Raw genomic sequence first — 26,002 nt, 5'->3', positions numbered from 1 at the left:
CCATAAATTTTTATTAATTATAGCACATAAAGAAAAATCAGTAAGTAAAGCTTTACCTACTGATTAAAAATATTATGAAACCTTTAGTGATCTTATTTTACATTCTTTTTGTAAATAGTTATCTTTTATATAGTTGAAAACTTCTTTATAGTCTTCTTCACCATATTTTTTAACTAACATAACATTTAAACTTGTACCAAACCATACTCTACAGAAAGAAGGATCTATCATTAATTTTGCCCCTTCTTTACCATTTATTCTTACATTTTCATCTTCTAATAATGTATTAAAGTGATTTATAAGCCCCATCATTATTCTGTCACCCATTTTAGGATCTTCATCAGCTATTGTAACGAAGTAATATGACCAAGCATATAAAAGATTTTCTTCTATAGCTATTCCTGCCACTTTTTCTCCTATAGTTTCATTAAAACATCTATGCATATAGTAAGATAATTTCTTTATGTTTTCTTCAAATTTCTTTTCATAGAAATTCATTTCATATCCTACCATCATATCTAATTTGCTCATAATGCACCCCCACCAATATTTGTATTCTCAGTATAACATAAAAAGGGTAAGTAAATCATTACTTACCCTCGTCTATCTTTGAAAAATTTTGTTAATATTTTACTACATTTTTCATCATTCTCCCAAACTACTTCAAGAAAATAATTTAGATTATGATTTTGAAGAATATTAACTACAGAACCAGCTGCTCCTGTTGTATCATCAAAGGTACCAATATAAATTTTTGAAAGTCTACTTTGAAGAATAGCTCCAGCACACATAGGACAAGGCTCTAAAGTAACATACATCTCGCAACCATGAAGTCTCCAATTATTTAGTTTATTACAAGCTTCTCTTATGGCAAGAATTTCTGCATGAGCTGTTGGATCTTTTAAAGTCTCCTTTAAATTATGAGCCCTTGCAATGATTTCTCCATCCTTTACTATTACAGCTCCTACAGGAACTTCTCCCTTTTCTCTTGCTTTTTCTGCCTCTTCCAAAGCTAAACTAAGCACCCTTAACTCTCCTCTTTTTCTCGTTTATATGTGTAAACTCTAACCTTTTTTACCCTATTTCTATCTAATTCTTCAACAATAACTCTAAAGTCATTAGTTTTAATTTCCTCTCCAACCTTAGGCATTCTTCCTAAATAACCTATTACATATCCTCCAATAGAATCAAATTCCTCAGATTCTATTTCAAATCCTATCATATCACTTAAGTCAGAAAGTCTTGTGCTACCATCTACTACGAACTCATTTTCTTTGATAACTTCTATATCTTTATCTCTCTCATCGTATTCATCTTCAATATCTCCTACGATTTCTTCTATTAAGTCCTCAATAGTAACAATACCAACTGTTCCGCCATATTCATCTAGTACTACTGCTATGTGATTTCTAGTTGTTTTCATCTCTGCAAATAGTTCTGTTATCTTTTTAAATTCAAAGGTTCTAAAAGGTTCTCTCATGTATTCTGTTACATTGAAATTTTCCTCATCACTATCTAAAAGAATTAAATCTTTAACATTTAAAATTCCAACAATATCATCTATTGATTCATTATAAACTGGTATTCTTGAAAATTGTTGTTCTTTTATTACTTTTAATACTTCTTCGTAGGTAGCTGTAACATTTACTGCAATGACATTTACCCTTTGAACCATTATATCTTTTACTTGAAGATCTCCAAATTCAAAAACATTGAATATCATTTCTTTTTCTTCAACTTCAAGAACTCCCTCTTCTTCACTTACATCAACCATTGTTTTTAACTCTTCTTCTGTTATAAATGGCTCACTTTTATTTAAATCTCCACCTAATAATCTTACTATTAGGGATGATACTGAAGAAAATAACCAAACAAGAGGTTTGAAAATTGTAACCACTATATTTATTATAGGAGCTACGGCTAAAGAAACCTTCTCTGCATTTTGCTTAGCTAAGGATTTAGGTGTTATTTCTCCAAAGATTAATACTAGTATTGTCATAACTCCAGTAGCTAAGGCAACTCCACCATCACCAAATATTCTAAAAGCAAGTGTTGATGCTAATGATGATGCACCTATATTAACTATATTATTTCCTATTAAGATTCCACCTAATAATTTATTAGGGTCTTCTAATAATTTTTCTAATAACTTAGCTCCTTTTATCTCTTCATCAACCATATGCCTTACTCTTATTCTGCTTAAAGCCATTAAAGCTGTTTCTGAGGCTGAAAAAAATCCTGATAAAATTATCAAGATAATAAGAAGCACAATTTGAAACGTATATGGGTCCAAATAAACCCCTCCTATTATTCTATATATTTTTCTTCTTTTTTTATTTTCCTATATAATTATTATATTATACAAAAATTTCATATTAAATAATAATATTTAAAAAACTCCATATAAATATGGAGTTTTTCCTTCACAGTTAAAACCATGGTATCCCCAGTAGGAATCGAACCTACATTTATCCCTTAGGAGGGGATTGTTCTATCCATTGAACTATGGAGACTTATTTGAATTTTATAATAATTTTAACTCTTTAACTAATATATGTCAACAAAGCTTATTTTATAACTATACCATCTAAGATGTTAATTGTAATCTCATCTATAACTTTATTAACATTAAACTCTTTATCTCTACTTAATTCATATAGGGATGTTGATATAAGACTTCCAAATAAACTGTGAGCTAGTAAGGAAATATCACACTCTCTTATTTGTTTTTTGGAAATAGCTTCTTTTAATATTCTCTCTATTCCTTCAATATACTCAGTTATTTTATTTCTTAGTTCATCCTGCCTAGTTTCTTTTCCCCAAAGCTGACTCATTACCATTTTAAAAAATGCTCTATTTTCATATAATAATTCAAATTGCATTTTAAAAAGTTTTTTTAATTTTTCTATAGGCTCATCTTCTAAATTTTCTATATCAGTTAATTTTTCATGCCAAATTTCTAAGCCTTTACTAATTACAAAATTAAAAATTTCCTCTTTACTTTTAAAATTATAATAAAGTGTTCCCTTAGCAACATTAGCTTTAGATGCAATTTCATCTACAGTTGATCCATTATAACCTGAAGTAGCAAAAACGTTTATAGCTGCTTCAAAAATAGCTTTCTTAGTTCTATTCATACTACCAACTCCAACACTTATTCTTAAAACAATTTAATCATATACCACTTATTTTATTTAATCAATAATATAAATTTGTAATTTCTTGTTTACAAGTTGAATTTATATATATAATAATATAATATATGTATTTAACATAATTTTTAAAGGGAGATATAATTTATGATAAAAATTTATAACAGGAAAACAAAAGCTTATGATGTTGAGCAAGTAGCTGGTCTTAAATATATAAATTGGTCTTATGCATCTCCTATAGGAAAAAGCTTCTTAGAATTATTTATTAAAAAGAAGATGTTCTCAAAACTTTACGGAAATTTTTGCGATTCTTCTTTAAGTAAGAAAAAAATTAAAGCCTTTATTGATGAGTTTAATATTGATATGTCTCTTTGCAATAAAAATATAGATGAATTTGAAAACTTTAATGATTTCTTTGCAAGGACCTTAACTCCTGAAGCTAGACCTATTGATTATAGTGAGAATATTTTAATTTCTCCTGGAGATGGCAGATTATCTGCATTTGAAAATATAGATCTTAATAAAGTTGTTCAGATAAAAGGATATACATATTCTTTAAAAGAATTAATAGATGATCCTAAAGTAGCTGAAGAATTTGAAGGTGGAACTTGTCTTATACTAAGATTATGCCCAACTGACTATCATAGATTTCACTTCGTAGATAGTGGAACTTGTAGTGAAAGCAAGAAAATTTCAGGTTTTTATTATTCAGTTAATCCTATAGCTCTTAATAATGTATCTGAACTTTTCTGCAAGAACAAAAGAGAATGGTCTATTTTTAACTCTGATAATTTTGGTAAAATTCTTCATGTAGAAGTTGGTGCTACTTGTGTTGGTACAATACTTCAAACATATTCTCCTGAAAAGAGAGTAAAAAAAGGAGAGGAAAAAGGATACTTTAAATTTGGTGGTTCAACTACTATCTTATTCTTTAAGAAAGATACTATAAAAATAGATAGTGATATAGTTGAACAAACTAAATTAGGTTTTGAAACTAAAGTTAATATGGGTGAAACTATTGGTAATAAATAGTTAAAAAGGAGCTTAATTATGTTAATAATTAAGCTCCTTTTTTATAAAATAAGATTATAGGAGAATTTAAATTTATTTTCTCCCTATTTTCTTTATTTATCCCAAATAAAAATTTTATTTTATTATTTTTTCTAATTCTTCTTTAAATGCTTTTTTATTCCCATCAAAAACAACTAAATTTATTCCCATCTCTTTAGCTCTTTTTGAAATAGATGATTTAATTGGAGGGTGTGTTGCTACTAATATTTTTATTACATTTTCTCCTCCTAATTGCTCAGAATAAACATTTAATTCATTTAAGGCAACTTCATCATATTTTTTTGAATCCTTACAAGAAACACAAATAAGCACTGAATCCTTTATGGCAACAACATCTAGCTCATTTTTAACTCTAGATTCCTTATCATTCCAAAGAAATAATAAACCACTTTTTATATCATCAATGCTTTTTATTTCTTCAATAATATTTTTTGTTAAAACTTCAAGCCATGTTCCACTTTTAAAAATAAATCCTTTTATAAATTCATTTTGGAATGTTACCTTTAAACATTGCTCTAATTCTTTTACTTTTATTTGGCCATTTTTCTCTAAAAAGTTAAGTATTTTATCAAGAAGCATAACTTCTTCTCTGCTCAATAATTCCTTATCTATTTTTATACTTCTAGGATTTGATTCATCATGGATAAAAACAGAATTATCACTTAACCTTATTTTATACTTTTTCCAAAGATCTAAATTACTAGCTATATAGTTAGTCATGGTCTCTATAATATTTATCTCTGAAATTTCTGTTGAATCCACAACAATAGAAGCCCCTATACTGTCTATGATGTCTTCTACATCCAAATCTACGAAATTACACTTTTCACATTGTACACTTTCTAAATTTAACTTTAAAAGTTCCTCTTTAGGTATATCCAGAAAAAAACCATCTATATTATGTTTTAATGCTAGGGTATACATTATTAAAATATCCTTTTTATTCCCTTGATTTAAACATATAGCTGTATTTTTACTTTTCATTCTCTTTATAATTTCTTCTATGGATGAAATAGTATCCTTCCCTAACTTTTCATCACTAAAATTGCAATTAGGAAATTTATTTAAATAAAACTGTCTCAATGAATTTAAAACCTTTAATTCTTCATCCTTTTTGTATAAATAAATTATCTCTTTAGGCTTTAACTTTTCAGCTAATAAAATACTTGATTCATTATGTTCATCTAAAATCGTAATTATAAAATCATAATTCATATTATCACCTTTAGCATATTATTTTATCTTATTTATAAGATAATCGGACTAAAATTCTTGATGAATTAAGCTCATTTTATAATTATTTTCACCTAAGTAAATTTTTTTATTCCATATTAAAATTATATACATATAAATAAAAAAGCTTGTAACTTAAAGTTACAAGCTTATGGTGCGGCGAAGAGGATTCGAACCCCCGACCAATCGGTTCGTAGCCGACTACTCTATCCAGCTGAGCTACCACCGCATATTAACAGACTTATAATATCATATATTCATTAATAAATCAAGATATTACATATTCTTCCCAAAACTTAAATTATTATTAAATATACTATTTATGGCTCATTCTTGTATTATATACCCTAGATATTTTTTACATTAAATATTATACTTATTTAGAATAACTCTATTAAGAAAAGGAGGAAAATTTATTTTGAAAAAATTTGTTATATTTACTGATTCGGCAGCTGATCTGCCAAAAAGCATGGTAAAAGATTTAGATATTAATTATTTAGGACTTATATGTAATATTAATAATACAGAATATATTGATAATATTGATAGCGAATTAACTCCAAAAGCTTTCTATAATAAATTAAGAGAAGGTATCATGCCATCAACAAGCCAAGTAAACTCATTTAGATTTGTTGAAGCCTTTGAAGAATATGTTAAACAAGGGATCTCTATTTTATACTTAGCATTTTCATCAGCCTTAAGTGGAACATATAATAGTTCACTTATAGCTAGAGAGGAATTATTAGAAAAATATCCTGATGCTGATATAAAGATAGTAGATACTAGAGCTGCATGCCTAGGTCAAGGATTACTAGTTTATTATGCTGCTCAAATGAAAAAGGATGGAAAATCTATAGATGAAATCTACTCTTGGGTAGAAGAAAACAAAAATAAGTTATGTCATTACTTTACAGTAGATAGCTTAGATCATCTAAAAAGAGGGGGAAGAATTTCATCTACAGCAGCAGCTATTGGTAGCTTATTAAGTATAAAGCCAATGCTATATGTAAATGATGCAGGTGAACTTCATAACTTTGCTAAGGCTAAGGGAAGAAAAAAATCTTTAAAAATGTTATTCCAAGAGCTTGAAAAGCGTATTGTAAACCCTAATGAACAAACAATTTTTATTGCTCATAGTGATTGTATTGAAGATGCAGAGACTTTAGCAGAAATGATTAGAGAAAAATATACTGTAAAAGACATAATTATAGATTATATAGGAATAGTTATAGGTTCTCACACAGGTATAGGAACATTAGCTGTCTTCTTTTTAGGGGATACAAAAGAACCTTAATAAAGTAAGTTTATTATAAATTATTAAAATAAATAAAAAATTAAAACCTATAAATATATTTTGATTAATTATCTAAATATATTTATAGGTTTATTTTATTTAATCTTATTTTTCAGCATAAATTTTTATTATGTTTAGTATTACTTCAACAGCTTTTTCCATTGAATTTATTGATATATATTCATATCTTCCATGGAAGTTTTCTCCGCCAGTAAATAGATTTGGTGTTGGTAGTCCCATAAATGATAATCTTGCCCCATCAGTACCTCCTCTTATAGGATTTTTGATTGGCTCAATTCCACATTGTTTCATTGCTTTTTCAGCAGTTTCTACAATATGCATTCTAGGTTCTATCATTTCCTTCATGTTCATGTATTGGTCTTTTAAAGTTACTGTAACAGTACCTTCTCCATACTTTTTATTTAACTCTTTAGCTATTTCATTAAATCTTTCTTTTCTATTTTTAAAGCCTTCTTTATCAAAATCTCTTATTATAAATGATAATGAAGTTTTTTCTACTTCACCTTGTATATCTAATAAGAATGAGAAACCTTCATATCCTTCTGTTTTTTCTGGAACTTCATCTAAAGGAAGCATAGAAACAAATTCATGAGCAACTAAAATAGAGTTAATCATTTTTCCTTTAGCACTTCCTGGGTGAACATTTTTACCTATTATTTCAACCTTAGCACTTGCAGCATTAAAGTTTTCATATTCTAATTCACCTATTCTTCCACCATCTAATGTGTAAGCAAAATCTGCTCCAAAGCCTTCAACATCAAAGTGATCTGCTCCTTCTCCAATTTCTTCATCTGGAGTAAATCCTATTTTAATATCACCATGTTTTATTTCTGGATTATTTATTAAATATTCAATAGCTGTTACTATTTCTGCTACCCCTGCCTTATCATCAGCGCCTAAAAGAGTAGTTCCATCAGTAGTTATTAAAGTTTGACCTTTATACATTGGAAGTTCTGGTGAAAAACTTGGTGATAATGTATATCCATTTCCAAGTTCAATATCTTTACCATCATAATTTTCAACAATTTTAGGATTAACATTTTTTCCACTCATATCTGGTGCAGTATCCATATGTGAAATAAATCCTATTTTCGGAATATCCTTATCACAATTACTCTTTAAACAAGCATATACATATCCTTTATCACTTATTCTTACTTCATCTACTCCGATTTCCTTTAATTCCTCTGCAAGGATTTTTCCTAATTCTAATTGACCTTTTGTACTAGGAGTAACCCTTGTTGTCTCATCTGATTTAGTATCTACTTTTACATATTCTAAAAACCTTTCATGAACTTTCTTCATGCTCAACACCACCTTATATAAAAATTGTTAATATTTTGTTAAAACCATTACTTTATACTAATATTATGACTGTTTCACAAAAAAAATACAATAGTTGTCATTTATTAATAAGTAAAAATATCCTATAATGATTAATGTTGGTATTATTGTCCATAATTAAATTAAATTACTAAATTTAATCGAGGTAAAATATGAAAAATAAAAAACTTTTAATTTCAATTTCTTCAGCAATATCCGTATTATTAATTATAGTTGTTTCATACTTTATTTTCTCATACTCAAATAACTTAAACAAATTTAAAGAGGATTTATCATCAAATAATTATGAGGATGCCTCCTATTGTTTTAATAATGGAACAAAAAATATTATATTGAAAAAAACTTTTATTAAATCATCAGAAGATATAATTACAGAAAAACTATCAGAAATAGAGAATGAGTATTATTCTGGCGATATATCTGAAGAAGAAACTGTAGAAGATTTAAATGGACTATTATCCTTAAATACGTCTAATGAGGAAATCTTAAATTTTAAAAACACACTTCCTCTAATAAAAGATTCAAAGGACTCTTTTGATATTGGAATTTCTAAGCTAGATGAAGGAAATTATTTAGAAGCTTTAAACTACTTTAAAAGTGTACATAATCTTTCAGATTGTAAACCTCAAGCACTAGAATATGAAGAAACTTGCTTAGATAAAATAAGAGAACCTATTTTAAAAACTGTAGATGAATATATATCTAATGAAAAATATTCAAAAGGAATAGAGTATTTAGATTCTCAAATAAATTTTCTCCCTGATGATCCAAAATTACAGGAAAAAAGAGATGAATTAGAAAAGCTTAGATTGGAGCATCTTGAAGATTATAGCCAAAAGAATATAGATAAAGCTACAGCTAGAACTGCTCCTGTTATGGAATATTATAAAAAATTAAATGAAGATACAATAAACCAATTTGATATAACTAGTAACACTAATTATTTGGTTTTTGTGAATATAGCTGAACAAAAAACTTATGTCTATGAAGGTTCAAAAAATGATTGGACTTTAGATAAGACCTTTACTTGTTCAACAGGTATTGAAGGAAAAGAAACTCCTGTAGGAGTATTTACTGTACAAAATAGAGCTCCTTGGTTTTTCTCACCTAAATACGGACAAGGTGGTAAATACTATGTTCAGTTTATGGGGAACTATTTATTTCACTCAATCCCATTTGATTCTGACAGAACCACAGTATCAGATCCAACCTTAGGGGTGCCATCTTCCCATGGATGTATAAGATTATCAGTTGAAGATTCTAAATGGTTATATGATAATGTACAAAATGGTTCAAAAATAATAATTTACTAAAATAAAAAACAGCTCATTACGAGCTGTTTTTTTAATTATTTTTTTCATACATTCCATGATTGTATATTCTTCTACTATCTAAAGACCAAATTCTTTCTGAGAATTCATTTTCCTTAGTTTCCTTAATTGCTTTTTTCATATCGTACATTCTAGCATCCATTACATCTAAATAATGTAACATCTCAGCTTCTGGTATAAGAGGCTTAACAGGACTTCCATATTCAGGCTCATAGTGATGTGATAAGACCATATGTTGAAGTAACATTATAATCTTGCTATCAGCATTAACTTCTTTTCCTATTACCTCAATTTCCTTTATTCCTTGAGTAATATGTCCAAGTAGAGTTCCCTCTAAAGTATATTCATCTACTATGCCCATTTCATTAGAAGACATCTCTTTGATTTTAGCCATATCATGAAGTATTACCCCTGCATAAACTAAATCTCTGTTTAAGAAATCATATATTCCACAAATATTCTCAGCTAACTTTAACATAGTTGTTATGTGATATAAAAGTCCACCCTTTATAGAGTGATGATTTGACTTTGCTGCTGGATAGTACATAAGTTTATCCTTATTAATCTCTAAAACTCTATTTAGAATATTTTTTATATCCACATCATTCATATTATGAACAGTATCTTTTATAGTATTAAACATTTCATCGCTAGTATATGGCGCACTCTGAACAAAATCATCTAAGTTTATATTATCTTCTTCAGTAACCTTGCTAGCATGTTCCACTTTTAACTGTAAAGTTCCCTGCCAACTATTCACCGTACCTCTAATCTTAAATACTGTATTGCTTTTTAATTCTTCATGCTCAGGTTTAATCTCCCATACTTTACCTAATATATCACCAGTTTTATCACTTAAAACTAAATCTAAATATTTTTTTCCACCAGAATTAGTAGTTTTTAAAGTAACTGATTTTAAAAGAAAAAAACCTTCGACTCTTTCTCCTTTAACGAACTCACCTATTTTTTTTACCGGTATTTCCATAAGTCTATCCTTTCTTTCCATTTTAATCTCTATTTTAATTATTGCATATTATTATTTTTTGTAAACAAATAAGTACTCTATTTATAGCTAAAATTTATATTAATTGATAAAATAACTACTAGGAGGTGACATGTTAATGAAATTACCTAACAATGTCCAATATATCTTAGAGAAATTTAACTCTAATGGTTTTGAAGCCTTTATAGTTGGTGGTTGTGTAAGAGATTCTTTATTAAATAAAAAACCTCAAGATTATGATATTACAACCAATGCATTCCCTGAAAAAATAGAAGAGCTTTTTGATAAAACTATTCCTACTGGTATTAAACATGGAACAGTAACAGTTTTAATCGATAAAAATCCTTATGAAGTAACTACTTATAGGGTAGATGGGGAATATTTAAATAATAGAAAACCTAAAGACGTAAAGTTCGTTTCTAATATAGAAGAAGATTTATCAAGAAGAGATTTTACTATAAATGCAATGGCATATAGCCCATATTTAGGATTTAAGGATTGTTTTAATGGAAAAGATGATCTAAAAAACAAATTAATAAGATGCGTTGGAGATCCTGATAAACGCTTCTCTGAAGACGCCTTAAGAATGCTTAGAGCAATTAGATTTAGTTGTCAATTAAACTTTAAAATAGAAAAATTAACTGCTGAATCTATAAGAAAGAATTTTAAATTAATAAAAAATATAAGCATGGAAAGAATTCAAAGTGAATTTACTAAAATAATTCTAAGCAATGATCCAGATAGAGGTCTTATGCTTCTTAGAAAGCTAGGATTTTCTGACTTTTTAGTTGAGGAATTTAAGAATTTAAAACTAATAAATTGTTATGATTTATATGATGATATCCATGATACTTATGGATTAATAAATTCACTTCCTAAAAAGCTTCATGTAAGATTAGCAGGATTATTCTATAAAGTTTTTAATTCTGAAAATGCAGTTGAGAAGTGCAGAACTATATTAAAGAAACTTAAATATGATAATAATACAATCAATGATACTTGCAACTTAGTAGAAAATATAAATAATATTTCATGTAATATGACAAGAAAAAAACTAAAACTACTTATAAATTCAGTTGGAACTGAAAATATCTTTGATTTATTAGATTTACAAAAATCATATCTATCTTACATGGATGAATATGATACTGAATGTATAGATATATTAAAAAACAGAGTTTCTGATATATTAGCTTCAAAAGAACCCATATTTATTAAGGACTTAGCCATAACAGGAAATGACTTAATTACCGAACTTAATTTTAAACCTGGAAAAAATATAGGTGTTATATTAAATTTTCTTCTTGAAAATGTAATGCAAACACCAGAGTTAAATAATAAGGAAGACTTACTAAACCTTAGTAAGCAATTTTATTCATATAATTAAAGTTATCTACTCTAAACATAGAAAAATAAGCAAGGAAATTATTCCTTGCTTATTTTTAATTCTTTTTCAAGATAGAAGGAATACAGATAAGCTTCCTTAACTTCTTCCCCTAAAATTTTATTTAATGTGTCTTTATATAAGTTAATTTGAATTTTATATTTATTTATGAAGTCTTCTTCCTCTCCCTCTTTAACATAATCAGTTTTATAATCTAAAAGAACATATCCATCTTCTTCCTCAAAGAAAGCATCTATAATACCCTGTAATCTTACTTTTTCCTCTCCATAGATTTTAGGATCAAGATTTTTTTCTATAATACTACTTGGAATCTCAGTTATAAAAGGTAATTCTCTATATACCTTTTTACCAGATTTATATGAGTTTAACATTCTCTGACCTAAATCACTTTTAAAGAATTTCTGTATTTTAAATACATTTACCACTTTTCCTTCTTCTTCTGTTAAAAGTTCTTTTTTAACCATTTTAAGAACTTCTTCTCTTATTTCATCTATATAAGTTACCTTATCTAAATCAATATGTTGCATTACAAAGTGAGTTATAGTCCCCTTCTTAGCTGCTGAGAATTCTTCCTGTCTTTCCTCCATAAATCTTGGTTTTCTTTTTATTTTTTCTTTTTTATTTTCTTCATTACTTTCATTATCAATAATATTATAACTTTCTTGCATAAACTCTTCTTCTTGATGAGCTCTCTTTAATTCAGTTACAGAAATATTTGAAGGAGTATTACAAGACTCTATATATTTATATTTAAAGCCTAGTCTATCTCTTATTTCTATAACTTCTTTTATATCTTTTTTAGATTCAATCCAATTATTACTTTCAAAAATATCAATATTATTTTTTTCTTTTTTATTGTTATTTGTTTCTAAAAGCTCACTTCTGTCCCAGCTTTTAAAACTCCAATTAGATTTATCATCTAAATTTAAAGTTATATCTCCATTACCAATATTTCTTATGGCATCTCCATCTTTATGTTTTGTTAAAGCCATGCAAATCCAATCTAAATAACTCTTTCCCTTTAAAACATTTCCAGGATTTATTCTATTATCCCCTGAAGAAGCTGAAGCTTTGCACCAATTTTCACAAGACTTTTCTAAGTCTGATACAGCACCAGTTATAATTAATTTTTCCTTAGCTCTTGTAAAGGCAACATAAAGTATCCTCATTTCCTCTGATAAAACTTCTAATTCACATTTTTTCTTTATAGCATGCTTTTGAAGAGTATCATACTTTATTCTCTTCTTAACATCTATACAATTTGTTCCTATGCCTAAGGTTTCATGAAGAAGTATATCTTCTCTTAAGTCCATCTTGTTAAATTGCTTTCCTGTTCCACCTAATATGACAACTGGGAACTCTAGCCCCTTACTCTTGTGAATACTCATTATCCTTACAACATTCTCATTTTCTCCAAGAATCTTTGCACTTCCCATATCACCAGAAGACTTTTTAAGCTTATTTATGAAGTTTATAAAATTAAATAATCCCTTAAAACTAGTTGATTCATATTGCTTTGCTCTTTGGAATAGTATTCTTAAATTTGCCTGACGTTGAACTCCATTTGGCATTGTTCCAACATATCCATAGTATGATGTATCAGAATATAAGAACCAAATAAATTCATCTATTGGCATATAAGCTGCCTTTTCTCTCCACTTATTTAAATAATCTAAGAAGTACTTACACTTACCTTTTAATTCCTTAGATATACTTTCATCATAAATTCCATCTACAACTTCCTTTATTATTTCAAAGAAGTATTTATCTTTATTTAATAATCTTAAATCTGCAAATTCTTCAGATGTAAATGAAAATATTGGTGAACGTAAGGCAGATAATATATAAATATCCTGCATTGGATTATCTATTATGTGTAATAAGGCTAATATAGTTCTGATTTCAATAGTTTGAAAATATCCTGTTCCTGTGTCAGCATAAACAGGTATTCCATAAGTCCCTAGCTCATCAACAAAGGTTTCTGCCCAGTTCTTAGTTGCTCTAAGTAAGATAACAATATCCTTGTATTTAATCCTTCTATATTTCCCCAAATCCTTATCAAAAACCATATAGTGACTTCCATCTTCAGGATTCATTAGCTCCTTAATCTTTTTGCCAATTATTCTAGCTTCTAACTGTATGCTATCTAAATCTTCTTCCTCTTCTCCTAGTTCATCATCATCTCTATATTCCTTATTGCCTGCTTTATTTAATATATTTAGCTCTATATCACCAGCAACCTTTAGATTTTCTATTTCATCTATATATTCTTTCTCTACATTTTCCTCATTTAACTCCCCATAGGAAGCCCCTAGGTTTAAAGCCTCTTTTTCATCATATTCAAGCTCTCCTACAGTATTACTCATTAAGGTTTTAAAGATATAGTTTACTCCATTTATTATTTCTTCTCTACTTCTAAAGTTTTTATAAAGCATTATTTTTCTATTAGAATCTTCAAACTCTCTATAATTAATATATTTCTCTAAGAAAAGTTCTGGATTTGCCTGTCTAAACTTATATATACTTTGTTTAACATCTCCAACCATAAATACATTAGGATTTTCTACATCTCTTCTTGAAACCATTCCTACAATTGTTTCTTGAATTGTATTACTATCTTGATATTCATCAACTAAAACTTCTTCAAATTTATCCTTAAATTCTAAGGCAACCTGTGAAGGTTTTATATTCCCCTCTTCATCTTTATCTATTAATATTTCTAAGCAAAGATGCTCTAAGTCATTAAAATCCAAAATATCCTTTTCTCTTTTTTTATCTCTATACCTATTAGAAAATTCAATTACTAAACCACTTAAACATTTCATTAAAGGATACATCTTTTTCATTCCTAAAACAGCTTCTTCTAAAGAAGTTTCAAAAACATTATCCCTTAAATTCTCTATTATTTTTTTACTTTCATCTCTAAGACTTTTAGCTTTTTCCAATGCTCTTTCATCATCGACACTAGCTTTTCTAACTGATTTTAGCCTTCCAAAGCTTGCTCCCATAAGCTTATTATAAAACTTTACTATTCCTTCACTTAAAGCAATTCTAAGCTCTTCAACCTGAATTATTTCAGGATATATATTCACTAAATAAGGCTCAAGTCCTCCCCCCATTTCAGCTATATCCCTAGCTTGAGTAAGCATTGAATAGGCATTATTTAAATCTAAAATTATACTTTCTTTTAAGACCTCTATCCACTTCTTACCTTCAAGTTCCTCTATAGAATTTATGTTAAATTCCTCCACCTTATCCTTTAACCAAGTCTCTGGCCAAGGACCACTCATTATAAAATTATAGAATTTTAATATTATGCTATTTAAATTATCATCACTTTTACTTCCACCATAAGCTTCAACTAAATCTTTAAAGCATTCATCATCCTTAGCATACATATCCTCAAAAAGGTCAGCTAAAATATCTTGCTTTATAAGTTCACATTCTGTTTGATCTCCTATTCTAAACCCAGGATCTAAGTCTATTAAGTGGAAATTATTTTTTATAACTTCTAAACAAAAAGAATGCATAGTTGTTATACTAGCTCTATTTAAAAGAGCTAATTGTCTTTGAAGCGCTTCAGAACTAGGATCTTTCTCCAAAGCTTTAGATATTGCATCACCTATTCTCTCTCTCATTTCAGAGGCAGCAGCATTAGTAAATGTAACAACTAATAACTTATCTATATCAACAGGATTTTCTCCCTCTGTTATCATTTTTATAATTCTTTCAACTAATACAGCAGTTTTTCCTGATCCAGCAGCAGCTGCTACTAAAAGGTTGCATTTTCTAGTATTTATAGCTAATTCTTGTTCTTCAGTCCATTTAGTCCCCATTTACTTCACCACCTACTTTTTCATTTATACTCTTCCATATGTCTTCATCTTTTTTCTTTGGAATAACTTTGTATCTATTGTCTTCTAAACTAGAATCAAATTGGCATATATGTGAGTAGTTACAATAATCACACACTATATTTTTATTTTCTTTACATGGTTCTATATCAATTTTACCTTCTATCATGTTTTGGCATATCTCAACCATTTTTTCATTTACATACTTCCTTAATAATTCAAACTGCTCCATGGTTATTAAAGCTTTATTTTTTCCTAAATCTCCTGCCTTTTTCATGTTTGCAGGTATTATAAGAGAGTGTGTTCCAGGTTCTAAAGTATTATCCATTGCCTTAACAACTTTTACGTCATCTAGTAAAAGCCCTTCTAATTTTAACTCTTTTAAAACCTCACTTTTTATTTCTTCTTCTGTTAAATCTCCCTTAGACTTTAATATAGGGTCATCTATTCTAAAATAAAGTATTGCCCCTGGCATAGCTTGATTTTCAACTATATTTTCTGAATTATTTATAAGGGCATCTAAATAAACTAAAAGTTGCATTTGAAGTCCATTATAAAATTTATTTAAATCAAACTTTTTAGAACCAGTTTTATAATCTATAATTCTTAAGTATGTTTCACCATCTAAATTTAATTTATCAACTCTATCTATTCTTCCATTTAAATAAAAACTTTCTCCTGAAGGAAGATCTAGTTTTATTGAGTTCACATCTTTAGAAAATCCAAAGGCCAATTCATTTTTATAAATTTCAAAATCACTTCTCTTCATCTGTTCACTAATTACCATAACTGATTTTGTAAGAATTCTCTTAAATCTATCTGTAAAATAAGAATATCTCTTTGAACTATTTAATATGGATGACTTATTGTTTTTAACCTGATTATCAACTAAAGAATTTATTATGTTTCTGCAATTCTCCTTGCTTAAATCACTCCATTTTAAATCTTTTTCTTTAATTTCATTGGTAAACTCATCTAATATTTCATGCATAAAGCTACCTAAATCAGGCGCTGTAAACTCATATATTTTTCTATCCTTAGCCTTTAATCCATATTGTATATAGTAAGCAAATGGACACTGGGCATACCTCTCTAATCTTGAAACGCTTAGTGAAATTTTATTTTTATTATCTTCATAAAGCTTTTTAGCCTTTTCCTTTGAAATATTATTTTCTAAATTAGTGTATTCAAGCCCCTTCCTTACATACTCTATTCTTTCTTTCCACTTAGGTTCTCTTAAATACCAATCATAAACATATTTCCAATAGTCCTCTATCTCAGCACCATCATAATTTTTTCTAATTGCTATCATAAGCTCATTTAAAGTAGGAAGCTTAGCAGAAATCTTCTCATACTTATCATCTACTAATTTAAAGCCTTCACTTTCTTCCTTTACATTTGGAAGTATCTTTTTAAGTCTATGAACTATAATAGAAGGTCTTTGTGATTTACCTTCAAAATCTGCTAAAGGATAAGTAACAACTAAGTATTCCTCTGCTATGGTAAAGGCTGTATAAACTAAAAACTGCTCTTCAAAGATTTTAGTTCTAGTATCTGAAGCTAGTGAAATTCCTTTTTCAAGTAAAATCTCTCTATCATTATCTGATAATATTCCTTCTTCTTTGCTAGCTGAAGGGAGTACCCCATCATTTACTCCTATAATGTATAAAGCCTTTGTTCCTCTACTTTTTATTCTTGTTATATCTCCTATGTTTACTTGATCTAAAGCTACAGGAATTAATCCCATTTCATATTGAGATAATCCAATATTTAATACTTTCATAAATTCATTTAAATCCATAACTTCATTTCCTAGAACATCAACTGCCTGCTCTAAAACATCTATGAAAATATCTCTTACCTCATAATATTCCTTTGCCTCAATAGCCATATCATTTTCCTTGAAATAATCAACATATTTATCTATGGTATCCATAACATCTAATTTAGAGTCTAAAAATTCATATAAAATTGTGGCAAATTCCTTTAAGGTTTTCTTTCCTTTACACTGTTTATTAAACTCATCTAAAGGAGTTACTATATTCTCTCTAATATCATTTAATCTCTCTAATCTTTGCTTATCTTCCTCTGATATCTCTTCTTCTTTTAAAATGCTAGAACTATAGTTAACCCATTCTTCCATCCACTTTTTACCCTTTATTCCATAGGCCAATACATAGTTTTCTAGTTCATCAATAAGCTCTGCCCCTTCAATCCCTCTAAACTCTTTAATAAGACCAGTTTTAAGATATTTAAACATGCTTTCATAAGTCCAATTCTTGCTTATTATATCTACTGCTGAATTTATAAAAACAATAAGTGGATTACTAGCTATATCTATCTTTTTATCTATATAATAAGGAATCTCATATTCTGCAAAAATAGCTGATACAACCTTCTCATAATTATCTACATCCCTGCATATTACTGAAATATCCTTAAATCTGTATTGCTTCTCTCTAACAAGTCTTAATATATCCTTAGCTACAAACTCTATTTCATCATAGTTATTATTTGCTCTATAAAGCCTTAAACTATTATTTTTCCCTCTATACTGTTTAAAAGGATATGCATAGAGTTGCCTTTCTATATGTGCTAATTCCTTATTTTCTTTGAATCTATAGGAAATATCCTCATTTAAATTAATATATCCATTAAAAGCAATTCCTTCTTCTTGTATTAAATTCATTAATCTTTTTTCTGTATTTTTTGTAGCAACAAAAAGATCACTTTCCCCTTTAGGTGAATTTACTTCATCTATGGATAAAGTTATGTTAACACTTTTAGCTCTTTTTAATAATTTTCCTATAACACTTAACTGATTTGGAGTAAAGGAACTAAACTCATCTATCCAAATCTCAGCTCCATCATATAAAGAACATCCATCTAACTTCTCATTTAATAGTAAAAGTTGATCCTCTTCATCAACATATCCCTCATGAAGTCTTGAGTTAAATTCATTAAAAACATCCTTTAATTCTTCCATCTTCATTTTTAGATTTTCATCTTCTATTTCATTAATAGTTAAATCTAAAACTTCATTATTAACATTATACTTTTTAAACTCAGTTATTGTTTTTGATGCTATGTCTATAAAACCCTTTTGTCTAGAAGCATTTTTAAACACAGTCATATTATCACCTAAATCTTCTAGTACCTTAAAAATAAGCATGCTTTTACCAGCATCCCCCATAATAGTTCTAGTTGCTCCTCCACACTCATTAAAAACATTGTGAGCAAGTCTTTTAAAACTAAGAACCTCAGCATTTAAAACATACCTTTCTCCTATGGCATTTAACACTTTATTCTCAGTCTGAAAAGTAAATTGTTCTGGAACAATTAAAATTAATTTATTGGTAGGTGAATTATTTATTTTCTTTTTTATTTGATTTATACAAAAAGTACTTTTACCAGTACCCGCTCTTCCATATATAATTTTTAAGCCCATATTTACACCTCGAAATTTATTTATATATTTCCAAATTATTACCTCTTATAATAACATTTTATACTTAATTATGCCTTTTAAATAGCAATATGACAAAAAAAATATATAAGGTATTTTATTATAGAAATAGATTACAATACATTATATAATAATGGTGAAATCATAAATAATCATAAAGATGGTTATTAACCAATAAGGGGTGTTTTAAATGAAAATAGGTGATACTTTCAAAAAATTTATGGATACTACAGCTGAAATTGAAACTAAGCTTGGCAATCCAATGGCATGTTTTCTTGAAGAGCAAGAGAGAGAAGAAAAAGAGAAAAAAGCACACCATAAAGAAGTAAAAGCTAAGGGAAAGAATGATAATTAAAATATAATTTATTAACATAAAAATTGAAATTATCAACAGAAAATATAAAACTCTAATGTTTTTTGTGTATAACATTAGAGTTTTTTCTTTAATAATTTTCTATTCTAATAGGTCCACCTATAATATCTCTTCCAACAAAAAGTGATCCCTTTTCATCAGCCTTTATTGTCCACTTTATAAGTGAAATCTCGCCCCTCTCAATTTCTATAGCTGTAATAGTTCTAGGTAATACACAGCACCCTATGTTAAAGTATGTTGATTCATTCCTACTCTTAGGAAATAGTGTTTTATGCGTATGTCCTAAAATAACTCTAGTTTTATTTTCCTCTGCCCACTTACTTATTTTCTCATCAAATAAATTTCTTTTATTATTACTTTTTGCAGGACTTGTAGGATCTTTAAATCCCATAAAAGCCTCTAAAATAGCCCAGACATATCTCACTAAAAATTTTGATAAAAAGGCTAATTCATTATTTAAAAAGTCTATTTGATGACCATGAATTACAAAAAAATCTTTTTTACTTTCTTCATGCACTAGTACTAAAGATTCATATATCTCTAAAGTACTATAAAAATCTGAAGCAGAGTGATTAAATCTATTTCTTCTCTTGTTTTTCCTTAAAAACTTTATTTTACTCTTATCCTTATCATGATTTCCATATATCATATAAAGTCTATTTTTTTCTTTAAATTCTTCTAAAACTTCATAGATCTCATAATTCATATCATATATCTCTTGTATATCTTTAAACTTCCATAATTCATCACCATCTCCAACTTCTATATAAGTAAATTTATTTTTATAATAATACCTTATAGCTGATAGATAAATGTTGATATTAGGAGCTAAACTATCTTTATATGTTCCATCTCCCCTATGACAATCACTAAATAAGACTATTTTAGAATTACTATTAAAAATAATTTCTTTAGAATTATTTTTAATATCATTTAGTTTTTCAACTTTCATTCATAACTCCATAAAATACTGCTTCATATATATTTATATTTTTCTTACATTGATATATTCTCTATGCTAACTAATTTAAAGTTAATTAAAGATAAATATAACTTAATTACTTCTTCTTAAGAATAATATTATATTAAATTAATAAAATCTCATAAAAACTCTTTATTTTAATTACTCTTAATTACTTAAATTCAAATTTATGGTATAATATTTTTTAATTAAGGAGGGGAAATCTATATGAGTACATTTCTTTATTTTATATTTTTTACTTTTATTATTTATATATTACTTACTGGATTTTTTAAAAAGGTTTTTAAGGAAGCTTTTATTGAACTTTTAAATGAAGATAATGAAAAGCTTAAGCTATTTATTAAGGAATGTCTTAGAGAACATGACTTCTCTAAAAGAAATAAAAATTAAGCAAAAAAAAGCATCTAGTAAAACTAGATGCTTTTGGCGGAGAATCCGGGATTTGAACCCGGGCGCCGGTTGCCCGACCTACTCCCTTAGCAGGGGAGCCTCTTCAGCCACTTGAGTAATTCTCCACTTGTGGCGGAGAGAATGGGATTCGAACCCATGGTACGCTCACACGCACGCCGGTTTTCAAGACCGGTGCCTTAAACCAACTCGACCATCTCTCCATGTTTGACACATTTATTATTATATCATTTTCATTTTATATGTCAACTATTTTTTTATAAAAAAAGATACTATTTTTTATTCCATTATAGTATCTTTTTTCTTAATAATTATTTTAATGGTATCTTCATAAATAATACCCAAGTAAATACTGTTAAAAGAAATCCTATTATATTTAATATTAATGGTAATTTACCTTCATTGTGCTTTTTAAAAGCTATGTAACCAGCAATAATACCAGGAATTGAAAAAGGTAATCCTACAATAAAAAAGTATAGTGCTGCAAAAATACTACTCCATCCTAAATATAAAGATAGTGTATATGCTGTTGATCTTTTTGGTTTTTTAGGTCTAACTGGCCCTGATGATCCTTTCAAAATATCTCCTCCCAATAAAATTCATATAATTAAATTATACATTTTTAACTACAAACAAGATTATATTATCTATAAATTTTATATTAACAATTTTTGTATTTAATAAATTATAAAAATATTTTGCTTAAACCTGTTTTTTTAAGACTTATTAATTACATAAAGAAGTTTATCTAAAATACTCTATAAAGTAAATGTCTCTTCAAATTATTTTTTATTTTACATTAAACATAAATAAAAGCACCTAGTAAAACTAGATGCTTTGGCGGAGAATCCGGGATTTGAACCCGGGCGTCGGTTGCCCGACCTACTCCCTTAGCAGGGGAGCCTCTTCAGCCACTTGAGTAATTCTCCATAATATCCCATTTTTATTTTTTATAAAAAAAATGGCGGAGAGAATGGGATTCGAACCCATGGTACGCTCACACGCACGCCGGTTTTCAAGACCGGTGCCTTAAACCAACTCGACCATCTCTCCGCGGTACGATAATTATTATATCAACGGTTTAAATTTATGTCAATACTTTTTTTATAAAAAAATAAAAATAAAAGATACTATATTTGATTTAAATACAGTATCTTTTATATAAAATTTAAAACCTATACAAAAATAAGTTTATTATCTATCCTTACAGCAATATTTGCAACCACATCCAGGTCTTCCTGGTTTGTCAGGTTTTTCTGGTCTTTCAGGTCTTTCATTATTTTTGTATTTTTTATAGCATTCAATTGTAGCAAATAAGTGTTTAAAAGCTTCAAAAACTGTTTTGTCTAATTCCCTATCTAGTTCCATTGCTTCACAGAATAAAGATTTTTGTTTTTTTCTTAAACATTCTAATCTTTCTTCTAATTCATCAATTTCTTTTTGAATATATTTTACACCTTCAAGTTTTTCTTCAACTGCTTCATTAAGTTCAGCAGATTCTCTAGTTAACTCTTCAGCTACTTTCTCTAACTTTCTACATTTATGACAATTATCCTCATATTTATCCCAATTACATTCACAATTACATTTATAGTTATATTTACAATTATCCATAATAATTACACCTCACTTTTATTTCACCTAATTTATACTATGTTAATGATTTATTTTTTGACACAAAAATAAAAAAAACGGTATTAAAATACCGTTTTTTAACTCTATACTAAACTTATTTATTTTAATATATAACCATAAATCTAATTATATATTTCTTCTAAAAGAAACTGTAATTATTTTAGTAAATCACATCTCATATATTCTTTTAAAGCTTCTGGTATAACTACTGATCCATCTTCTTGTTGATAGTTTTCTAATATAGCAGCTACAGTTCTTCCAATAGCAACCCCTGATCCATTTAATGTATGAACAAATTGTGGTTTTTCCTTTGGAGAATTTTTATATTTAATGTTAGCTCTTCTAGCTTGGAAATCTTCAAAGTTTGAACAACTTGAAATTTCAACATATCTATTGTAGCTTGGCATCCAAACTTCTATATCATATTTTAATGCAGCAGTGAATCCTAAATCACCTTTACATATTCTAACTATTCTATATGGTAATCCTAAACCTTGTAATACAGATTCAGCATCTTGAACTAATTTATCTAATTCTTCATAGCTTTGCTCAGGTTTACAGAACTTAACTAACTCAACTTTATTAAATTGGTGTTGTCTTATAAGCCCTCTTGTATCTCTTCCTGCTGAACCAGCTTCTGCTCTGAAACAAGCACTATATGCAGCATGTTTTATTGGAAGTTTATCTCCCTCTAAAGTTTCATTTCTGTACATATTAGTTACAGGAACCTCAGCTGTTGGTATTAAGAAATATCCATTGTTTTCTACTTTGAAAGCATCTTCTTCGAATTTTGGAAGTTGACCAGTACCAGTCATACTATCTCTATTTACCATGTATGGTGGTAATACTTCAGTGTATCCATTTTCAAATGTGTGTTTATCTAAGAAGTAGTTTATTATAGATCTCTCTAATCTAGCACCCATTCCTTTGTAAACTGTAAATCTTGATCCAGCAACCTTTCCACCTCTTTCGAAGTCTAAAAGATCTAAATCTGTTCCTAAATCCCAGTGTGCTTTTGGTTCAAAGTTGAATTTAGTAGGTTCTCCCCATCTTTTTATTTCAACATTGTCCTCATCAGTTTCCCCTTCTGGAACAGCTGGGTTTGGTATATTAGGAATTCTTAGCATGATGTAGTTAATTTTATCGTTTAACTCAGCAACTTTAGCATCATCAGCCTTTATTTTACCCCCTATTTCTCTCATTTCAGCCATTACTTCTGTAACGTCTTCTCCAGCTTTTTTTCTCTTTGGAATTTCAGCTGATACTTCGTTTCTTTGTTTCTTTAAAGCCTCAACATCAACTAAAATTTTTCTTCTTTCTTCATCTAAAGCTATAACTTCGTCTATAACATTTACATCAAAGTCTTCTCCTCTATTAGATAAAGCTTTTTTCACTTCTTCAGTATTACTTCTTAACTTTTTTAAATCTAACATTGCCATTCTCCTTTCAAGAACCTTATTTATATTTAAAATTTTATTAACTAAAAAAATATATAAAAAAGGAGCCTCCATTCCCTATAAAAAGGGACGAAAAGACTCCGCGTTGCCACCCTAATTGATAAAATCAAAAAAAGATTTTATCCTCTTAAAAACTTTAACGGTTAATTCCGTACTGCTCATCACAGTCCCTCACAGGTGGATTCATGAAAATATTGTACTAGTTCACACCAAAACCACTAGCTCTCTGAAAGCAATATATAACATTACTAGCCTGATCAACGGTTTATTATTAATTTAAACATAATATATAAAAAATATACTTTAATATTTGCTTTTTGTCAATTCTTAACTATCTTTTGGTAGATTTTTTGTGCATATAATGTCTACGCCAGTATTCATTATATTTTTGCATACCACATTTCCACTTTTAGTTGGCACTCCAACGTATAATCTACTTAAAACATTTGAAAAATCAATCCACTTAGATATCTCAACTGGTTTATTACTTTTTACAGGAACTACATTATATTTTTTAGATCCTCTAACTCTTACCACACTAGTAAATATATCTTTATGCATTAAACCACCCCTTTAGACTCTATCAAATTCCTTAATTCTAGATGCTAAAACCTTGGAATTCTTTGAATCCTCAACTATTTCTGTTGGCTTTTTTTCAAGCTCTCTTGCTAATATATTTATTATTTTGCTTATACAGTAAGCTCCATGACAAGTTCCAAAGGTAGCACCTGTTCTTCTTTTTACACCCTCAACAGTTCTTGCCCCTAGTGGACGTCTTATGCAGTCTACAATTTCCCCTTCACTAATACCATTACAAAGGCATACTATCTTTCCATACCTCTTATCTAAAGATATAAGTTCATTTCTCTCCTCATTAGATAATTCTCTAAAACGATAGAATTCCCTTCTTTTATCTACAAAGTTTTTATTTAAACTACAATTTAATTTATCTATTATCTCATCACATATTATCTTAGATACAGCTGGGGCTATAGTAACCTCTCCATAGTGATTACCCATAACCTTTATATATCCCTTATTTTTTCTACTATCATCTATAATTAGTCTATCCTGATTATGATTATCATAAAAAATATCCTTAACATGTTTTCTACTAATGCTATTTATCATCTCTTTAGCTATTTTTAATGATTTCATAAATCCTAATGAATTATTTGAGTTTATTCCTATTAAAGTATCCCCATTAACAGTATTCTTTTGAATTATAAACTCCTCTTCATTTTTTAATTTAACAACTATATTTGATGTTTTCTCTTTTATTTCATCATTTAATAATAGATAATATGTTTTTAAAGCATTTTTTTGTTCATAATCCTTATCTTGATCTATAGTATAATGTTCACTTGGAGTTGTGTTTATAACAAATCTACAAGTAAATTTATTCTTATTTGTAGTTACTTTAAAGCCTTTAGCTATACTTTGAATATCTAAAACTACTTCCTCTAGTCTAAAGCTTACTCCATTATCATAAGCTATTTCAGCAAATCCTATAGCTAAATCATATGGACTTGTAACAGCTATATTTTCTGAATACATAGCTTTCTTTATTTCACCTTTATAATTAGGTTCTATTTCTCTTGCTCTTTTTTCATCAATTAAATAAATATTATTTATTCCTCTTGATTTAGCTCTCTTATAGTTCTCTTCAATTATTCTAACTGTTTCATCATTATCAGCTATAGTTAAATGTCCTACCCTCTTAAATGGAACATTTAATTTTTTAGTTATTTCAGGTAACATCATGTTTCCCATATTCTCTAAGTAACTCATTAAATTGTCCTTACATTCAGAACCGTCATATACAATTGCTGTATTAACAAAGGAAACATCATCTGCAATATCAAAATCCTTCTCTATAAGAGCTATATTTAAGTTATACTTTGATAACTCATATGCAACAGAGCATCCTATGATTCCTCCACCTAATATCAACACATCATAATCCATATGTT

21 protein-coding genes, 6 tRNA genes and 1 other annotated feature are annotated in these 26,002 nt (G+C 28.1%); of the genes, 6 read left to right on the top strand and 21 right to left on the bottom strand.

What is annotated here, in order from left to right; translation table 11 throughout:
- Positions 1 to 72: 72 nt before the first annotated feature.
- The 5 genes from CPF_RS00205 to CPF_RS00185 form a co-directional block, all read right to left on the bottom strand.
- Positions 73 to 531 carry a hypothetical protein gene (locus CPF_RS00205; RefSeq protein WP_003450846.1) on the bottom strand — a complete coding sequence of 153 codons (459 nt, stop codon included), beginning with the start codon at positions 529 to 531 and terminating at the stop codon, positions 73 to 75.
- A gap of 62 nt (positions 532 to 593) precedes the next feature.
- Positions 594 to 1,025, bottom strand: coding sequence for a nucleoside deaminase (locus CPF_RS00200; protein WP_003450857.1), 432 nt, complete (start codon positions 1,023 to 1,025; stop codon positions 594 to 596).
- Between the two features lie 2 nt (positions 1,026 to 1,027).
- Positions 1,028 to 2,293, bottom strand: a complete 1,266-nt coding sequence (locus CPF_RS00195) for an HlyC/CorC family transporter (RefSeq protein ID WP_011590037.1) — start codon at positions 2,291 to 2,293, stop codon at positions 1,028 to 1,030.
- Positions 2,294 to 2,438: 145 nt separating this feature from the next.
- Positions 2,439 to 2,513, bottom strand: a tRNA-Arg gene (locus tag CPF_RS00190).
- A 54-nt stretch (positions 2,514 to 2,567) separates the two neighbouring features.
- Positions 2,568 to 3,137, bottom strand: coding sequence for a TetR/AcrR family transcriptional regulator (locus CPF_RS00185; RefSeq protein ID WP_011009579.1), 570 nt, complete (start codon positions 3,135 to 3,137; stop codon positions 2,568 to 2,570).
- Positions 3,138 to 3,299: 162 nt separating this feature from the next.
- Between CPF_RS00185 and CPF_RS00180 the strand changes: the two genes are divergently transcribed.
- The gene (locus CPF_RS00180) at positions 3,300 to 4,184 is read left to right on the top strand and encodes a phosphatidylserine decarboxylase (protein WP_011590036.1); all 885 of its coding nucleotides are present in this window, start codon (positions 3,300 to 3,302) and stop codon (positions 4,182 to 4,184) included.
- Positions 4,185 to 4,298: 114 nt separating this feature from the next.
- On the opposite strand, the gene CPF_RS00175 is transcribed toward CPF_RS00180, so the two are convergent.
- Together CPF_RS00175 and CPF_RS00170 are read right to left on the bottom strand one after the other, a co-directional pair.
- Positions 4,299 to 5,438, bottom strand: coding sequence for a Card1-like endonuclease domain-containing protein (locus CPF_RS00175; RefSeq protein ID WP_011590035.1), 1,140 nt, complete (start codon positions 5,436 to 5,438; stop codon positions 4,299 to 4,301).
- 170 nt (positions 5,439 to 5,608) lie between these two features.
- Positions 5,609 to 5,685, bottom strand: a tRNA-Arg gene (locus tag CPF_RS00170).
- Between the two features lie 189 nt (positions 5,686 to 5,874).
- Here CPF_RS00170 and CPF_RS00165 point away from each other — a divergent pair.
- The gene (locus CPF_RS00165; RefSeq protein WP_011590034.1) at positions 5,875 to 6,750 is read left to right on the top strand and encodes a DegV family protein; all 876 of its coding nucleotides are present in this window, start codon (positions 5,875 to 5,877) and stop codon (positions 6,748 to 6,750) included.
- Between the two features lie 105 nt (positions 6,751 to 6,855).
- Here CPF_RS00165 and pepT read toward each other — a convergent pair whose 3' ends face one another.
- Complete coding sequence (gene pepT / locus CPF_RS00160) at positions 6,856 to 8,076, bottom strand: peptidase T (RefSeq protein ID WP_003474863.1); 1,221 nt, start codon at positions 8,074 to 8,076, stop codon at positions 6,856 to 6,858.
- 191 nt (positions 8,077 to 8,267) lie between these two features.
- Here pepT and CPF_RS00155 point away from each other — a divergent pair, with 191 nt between their 5' ends.
- The gene (locus CPF_RS00155; RefSeq protein ID WP_003458221.1) at positions 8,268 to 9,428 is read left to right on the top strand and encodes a L,D-transpeptidase; all 1,161 of its coding nucleotides are present in this window, start codon (positions 8,268 to 8,270) and stop codon (positions 9,426 to 9,428) included.
- A gap of 31 nt (positions 9,429 to 9,459) precedes the next feature.
- Here CPF_RS00155 and CPF_RS00150 read toward each other — a convergent pair whose 3' ends face one another.
- On the bottom strand, positions 9,460 to 10,452 hold the full coding sequence (locus CPF_RS00150; protein ID WP_003472587.1) for a 3'-5' exoribonuclease YhaM family protein: 993 nt from the start codon (positions 10,450 to 10,452) through the stop codon (positions 9,460 to 9,462).
- A 115-nt stretch (positions 10,453 to 10,567) separates the two neighbouring features.
- Here CPF_RS00150 and CPF_RS00145 point away from each other — a divergent pair, with 115 nt between their 5' ends.
- Positions 10,568 to 11,836, top strand: a complete 1,269-nt coding sequence (locus CPF_RS00145; RefSeq protein WP_041702735.1) for a CCA tRNA nucleotidyltransferase — start codon at positions 10,568 to 10,570, stop codon at positions 11,834 to 11,836.
- Between the two features lie 38 nt (positions 11,837 to 11,874).
- Here the strand turns inward: CPF_RS00145 and addA are convergent, their stop codons facing one another.
- Complete coding sequence (addA, locus tag CPF_RS00140) at positions 11,875 to 15,690, bottom strand: helicase-exonuclease AddAB subunit AddA (protein ID WP_011590031.1); 3,816 nt, start codon at positions 15,688 to 15,690, stop codon at positions 11,875 to 11,877.
- Complete coding sequence (gene addB / locus CPF_RS00135) at positions 15,680 to 19,156, bottom strand: helicase-exonuclease AddAB subunit AddB (RefSeq protein WP_011590030.1); 3,477 nt, start codon at positions 19,154 to 19,156, stop codon at positions 15,680 to 15,682. The genes addA and addB overlap by 11 nt, the downstream gene beginning before the upstream one ends.
- 208 nt (positions 19,157 to 19,364) lie before the next feature.
- Here addB and CPF_RS14915 point away from each other — a divergent pair, with 208 nt between their 5' ends.
- A complete protein-coding gene (locus CPF_RS14915) occupies positions 19,365 to 19,529 on the top strand; it encodes a hypothetical protein (RefSeq protein WP_003450864.1) in 165 nt (54 codons plus the stop codon).
- Between the two features lie 88 nt (positions 19,530 to 19,617).
- Here the strand turns inward: CPF_RS14915 and CPF_RS00130 are convergent, their stop codons facing one another.
- On the bottom strand, positions 19,618 to 20,499 hold the full coding sequence (locus CPF_RS00130; RefSeq protein ID WP_003450881.1) for a metallophosphoesterase: 882 nt from the start codon (positions 20,497 to 20,499) through the stop codon (positions 19,618 to 19,620).
- Positions 20,500 to 20,736: 237 nt separating this feature from the next.
- Between CPF_RS00130 and CPF_RS00125 the strand changes: the two genes are divergently transcribed.
- Positions 20,737 to 20,919, top strand: a complete 183-nt coding sequence (locus tag CPF_RS00125; protein WP_003450940.1) for a hypothetical protein — start codon at positions 20,737 to 20,739, stop codon at positions 20,917 to 20,919.
- A gap of 34 nt (positions 20,920 to 20,953) precedes the next feature.
- On the opposite strand, the gene CPF_RS00120 is transcribed toward CPF_RS00125, so the two are convergent.
- From CPF_RS00120 to CPF_RS00080, 9 genes are all read right to left on the bottom strand, one after another.
- Positions 20,954 to 21,044, bottom strand: a tRNA-Ser gene (locus CPF_RS00120).
- A gap of 5 nt (positions 21,045 to 21,049) precedes the next feature.
- Positions 21,050 to 21,140: transfer RNA gene (locus CPF_RS00115), tRNA-Ser, on the bottom strand.
- Positions 21,141 to 21,248: 108 nt separating this feature from the next.
- Positions 21,249 to 21,515 carry a hypothetical protein gene (locus CPF_RS00110; RefSeq protein ID WP_003450912.1) on the bottom strand — a complete coding sequence of 89 codons (267 nt, stop codon included), beginning with the start codon at positions 21,513 to 21,515 and terminating at the stop codon, positions 21,249 to 21,251.
- 260 nt (positions 21,516 to 21,775) lie between these two features.
- A tRNA-Ser gene (locus CPF_RS00105) sits at positions 21,776 to 21,866 on the bottom strand.
- Between the two features lie 33 nt (positions 21,867 to 21,899).
- A tRNA-Ser gene (locus tag CPF_RS00100) sits at positions 21,900 to 21,990 on the bottom strand.
- Positions 21,991 to 22,131: 141 nt separating this feature from the next.
- Positions 22,132 to 22,551: a hypothetical protein gene (locus CPF_RS00095; RefSeq protein WP_011590029.1), complete on the bottom strand. Its 420-nt coding sequence runs from the start codon at positions 22,549 to 22,551 to the stop codon at positions 22,132 to 22,134.
- 176 nt (positions 22,552 to 22,727) lie between these two features.
- The gene (gene serS / locus CPF_RS00090; RefSeq protein WP_011590028.1) at positions 22,728 to 24,005 is read right to left on the bottom strand and encodes a serine--tRNA ligase; all 1,278 of its coding nucleotides are present in this window, start codon (positions 24,003 to 24,005) and stop codon (positions 22,728 to 22,730) included.
- A gap of 86 nt (positions 24,006 to 24,091) precedes the next feature.
- Positions 24,092 to 24,299 (bottom strand) — a binding site (T-box leader).
- Between the two features lie 57 nt (positions 24,300 to 24,356).
- On the bottom strand, positions 24,357 to 24,590 hold the full coding sequence (locus tag CPF_RS00085; protein WP_003450903.1) for a DUF1667 domain-containing protein: 234 nt from the start codon (positions 24,588 to 24,590) through the stop codon (positions 24,357 to 24,359).
- Between the two features lie 12 nt (positions 24,591 to 24,602).
- The gene (locus CPF_RS00080) at positions 24,603 to 25,997 is read right to left on the bottom strand and encodes an NAD(P)/FAD-dependent oxidoreductase (protein WP_003458179.1); all 1,395 of its coding nucleotides are present in this window, start codon (positions 25,995 to 25,997) and stop codon (positions 24,603 to 24,605) included.
- Between the last annotated feature and the right edge of the window lie 5 nt (positions 25,998 to 26,002).

It is taken from the genome of Clostridium perfringens ATCC 13124, from assembly GCF_000013285.1.
In the GTDB taxonomy this organism is placed as follows: domain Bacteria; phylum Bacillota; class Clostridia; order Clostridiales; family Clostridiaceae; genus Sarcina; species Sarcina perfringens.
The sequence above is the reverse complement of the archived record's forward strand: the minus strand, read 5'-3'. Positions and strand labels throughout refer to the sequence as shown.

What these genes read in the sequence shown, in the direction of transcription:
- CPF_RS00205 (WP_003450846.1), bottom strand. Translation starts at nt 531, where the DNA reads ATGAGCAAATTAGATATGATGGTAGGATATGAAATGAATTTCTATGAA.
- CPF_RS00185 (WP_011009579.1), bottom strand. Translation starts at nt 3,137, where the DNA reads ATGAATAGAACTAAGAAAGCTATTTTTGAAGCAGCTATAAACGTTTTT.
- CPF_RS00180 (WP_011590036.1), top strand. Translation starts at nt 3,300, where the DNA reads ATGATAAAAATTTATAACAGGAAAACAAAAGCTTATGATGTTGAGCAA.
- CPF_RS00175 (WP_011590035.1), bottom strand. Translation starts at nt 5,438, where the DNA reads ATGAATTATGATTTTATAATTACGATTTTAGATGAACATAATGAATCA.
- pepT (WP_003474863.1), bottom strand. Translation starts at nt 8,076, where the DNA reads ATGAAGAAAGTTCATGAAAGGTTTTTAGAATATGTAAAAGTAGATACT.
- CPF_RS00155 (WP_003458221.1), top strand. Translation starts at nt 8,268, where the DNA reads ATGAAAAATAAAAAACTTTTAATTTCAATTTCTTCAGCAATATCCGTA.
- CPF_RS00150 (WP_003472587.1), bottom strand. Translation starts at nt 10,452, where the DNA reads ATGGAAAGAAAGGATAGACTTATGGAAATACCGGTAAAAAAAATAGGT.
- CPF_RS00145 (WP_041702735.1), top strand. Translation starts at nt 10,568, where the DNA reads ATGAAATTACCTAACAATGTCCAATATATCTTAGAGAAATTTAACTCT.
- addA (WP_011590031.1), bottom strand. Translation starts at nt 15,690, where the DNA reads ATGGGGACTAAATGGACTGAAGAACAAGAATTAGCTATAAATACTAGA.
- addB (WP_011590030.1), bottom strand. Translation starts at nt 19,156, where the DNA reads ATGGGCTTAAAAATTATATATGGAAGAGCGGGTACTGGTAAAAGTACT.
- CPF_RS14915 (WP_003450864.1), top strand. Translation starts at nt 19,365, where the DNA reads ATGAAAATAGGTGATACTTTCAAAAAATTTATGGATACTACAGCTGAA.
- CPF_RS00130 (WP_003450881.1), bottom strand. Translation starts at nt 20,499, where the DNA reads ATGAAAGTTGAAAAACTAAATGATATTAAAAATAATTCTAAAGAAATT.
- CPF_RS00125 (WP_003450940.1), top strand. Translation starts at nt 20,737, where the DNA reads ATGAGTACATTTCTTTATTTTATATTTTTTACTTTTATTATTTATATA.
- CPF_RS00095 (WP_011590029.1), bottom strand. Translation starts at nt 22,551, where the DNA reads ATGGATAATTGTAAATATAACTATAAATGTAATTGTGAATGTAATTGG.
- serS (WP_011590028.1), bottom strand. Translation starts at nt 24,005, where the DNA reads ATGTTAGATTTAAAAAAGTTAAGAAGTAATACTGAAGAAGTGAAAAAA.
- CPF_RS00085 (WP_003450903.1), bottom strand. Translation starts at nt 24,590, where the DNA reads ATGCATAAAGATATATTTACTAGTGTGGTAAGAGTTAGAGGATCTAAA.
- CPF_RS00080 (WP_003458179.1), bottom strand. Translation starts at nt 25,997, where the DNA reads ATGGATTATGATGTGTTGATATTAGGTGGAGGAATCATAGGATGCTCT.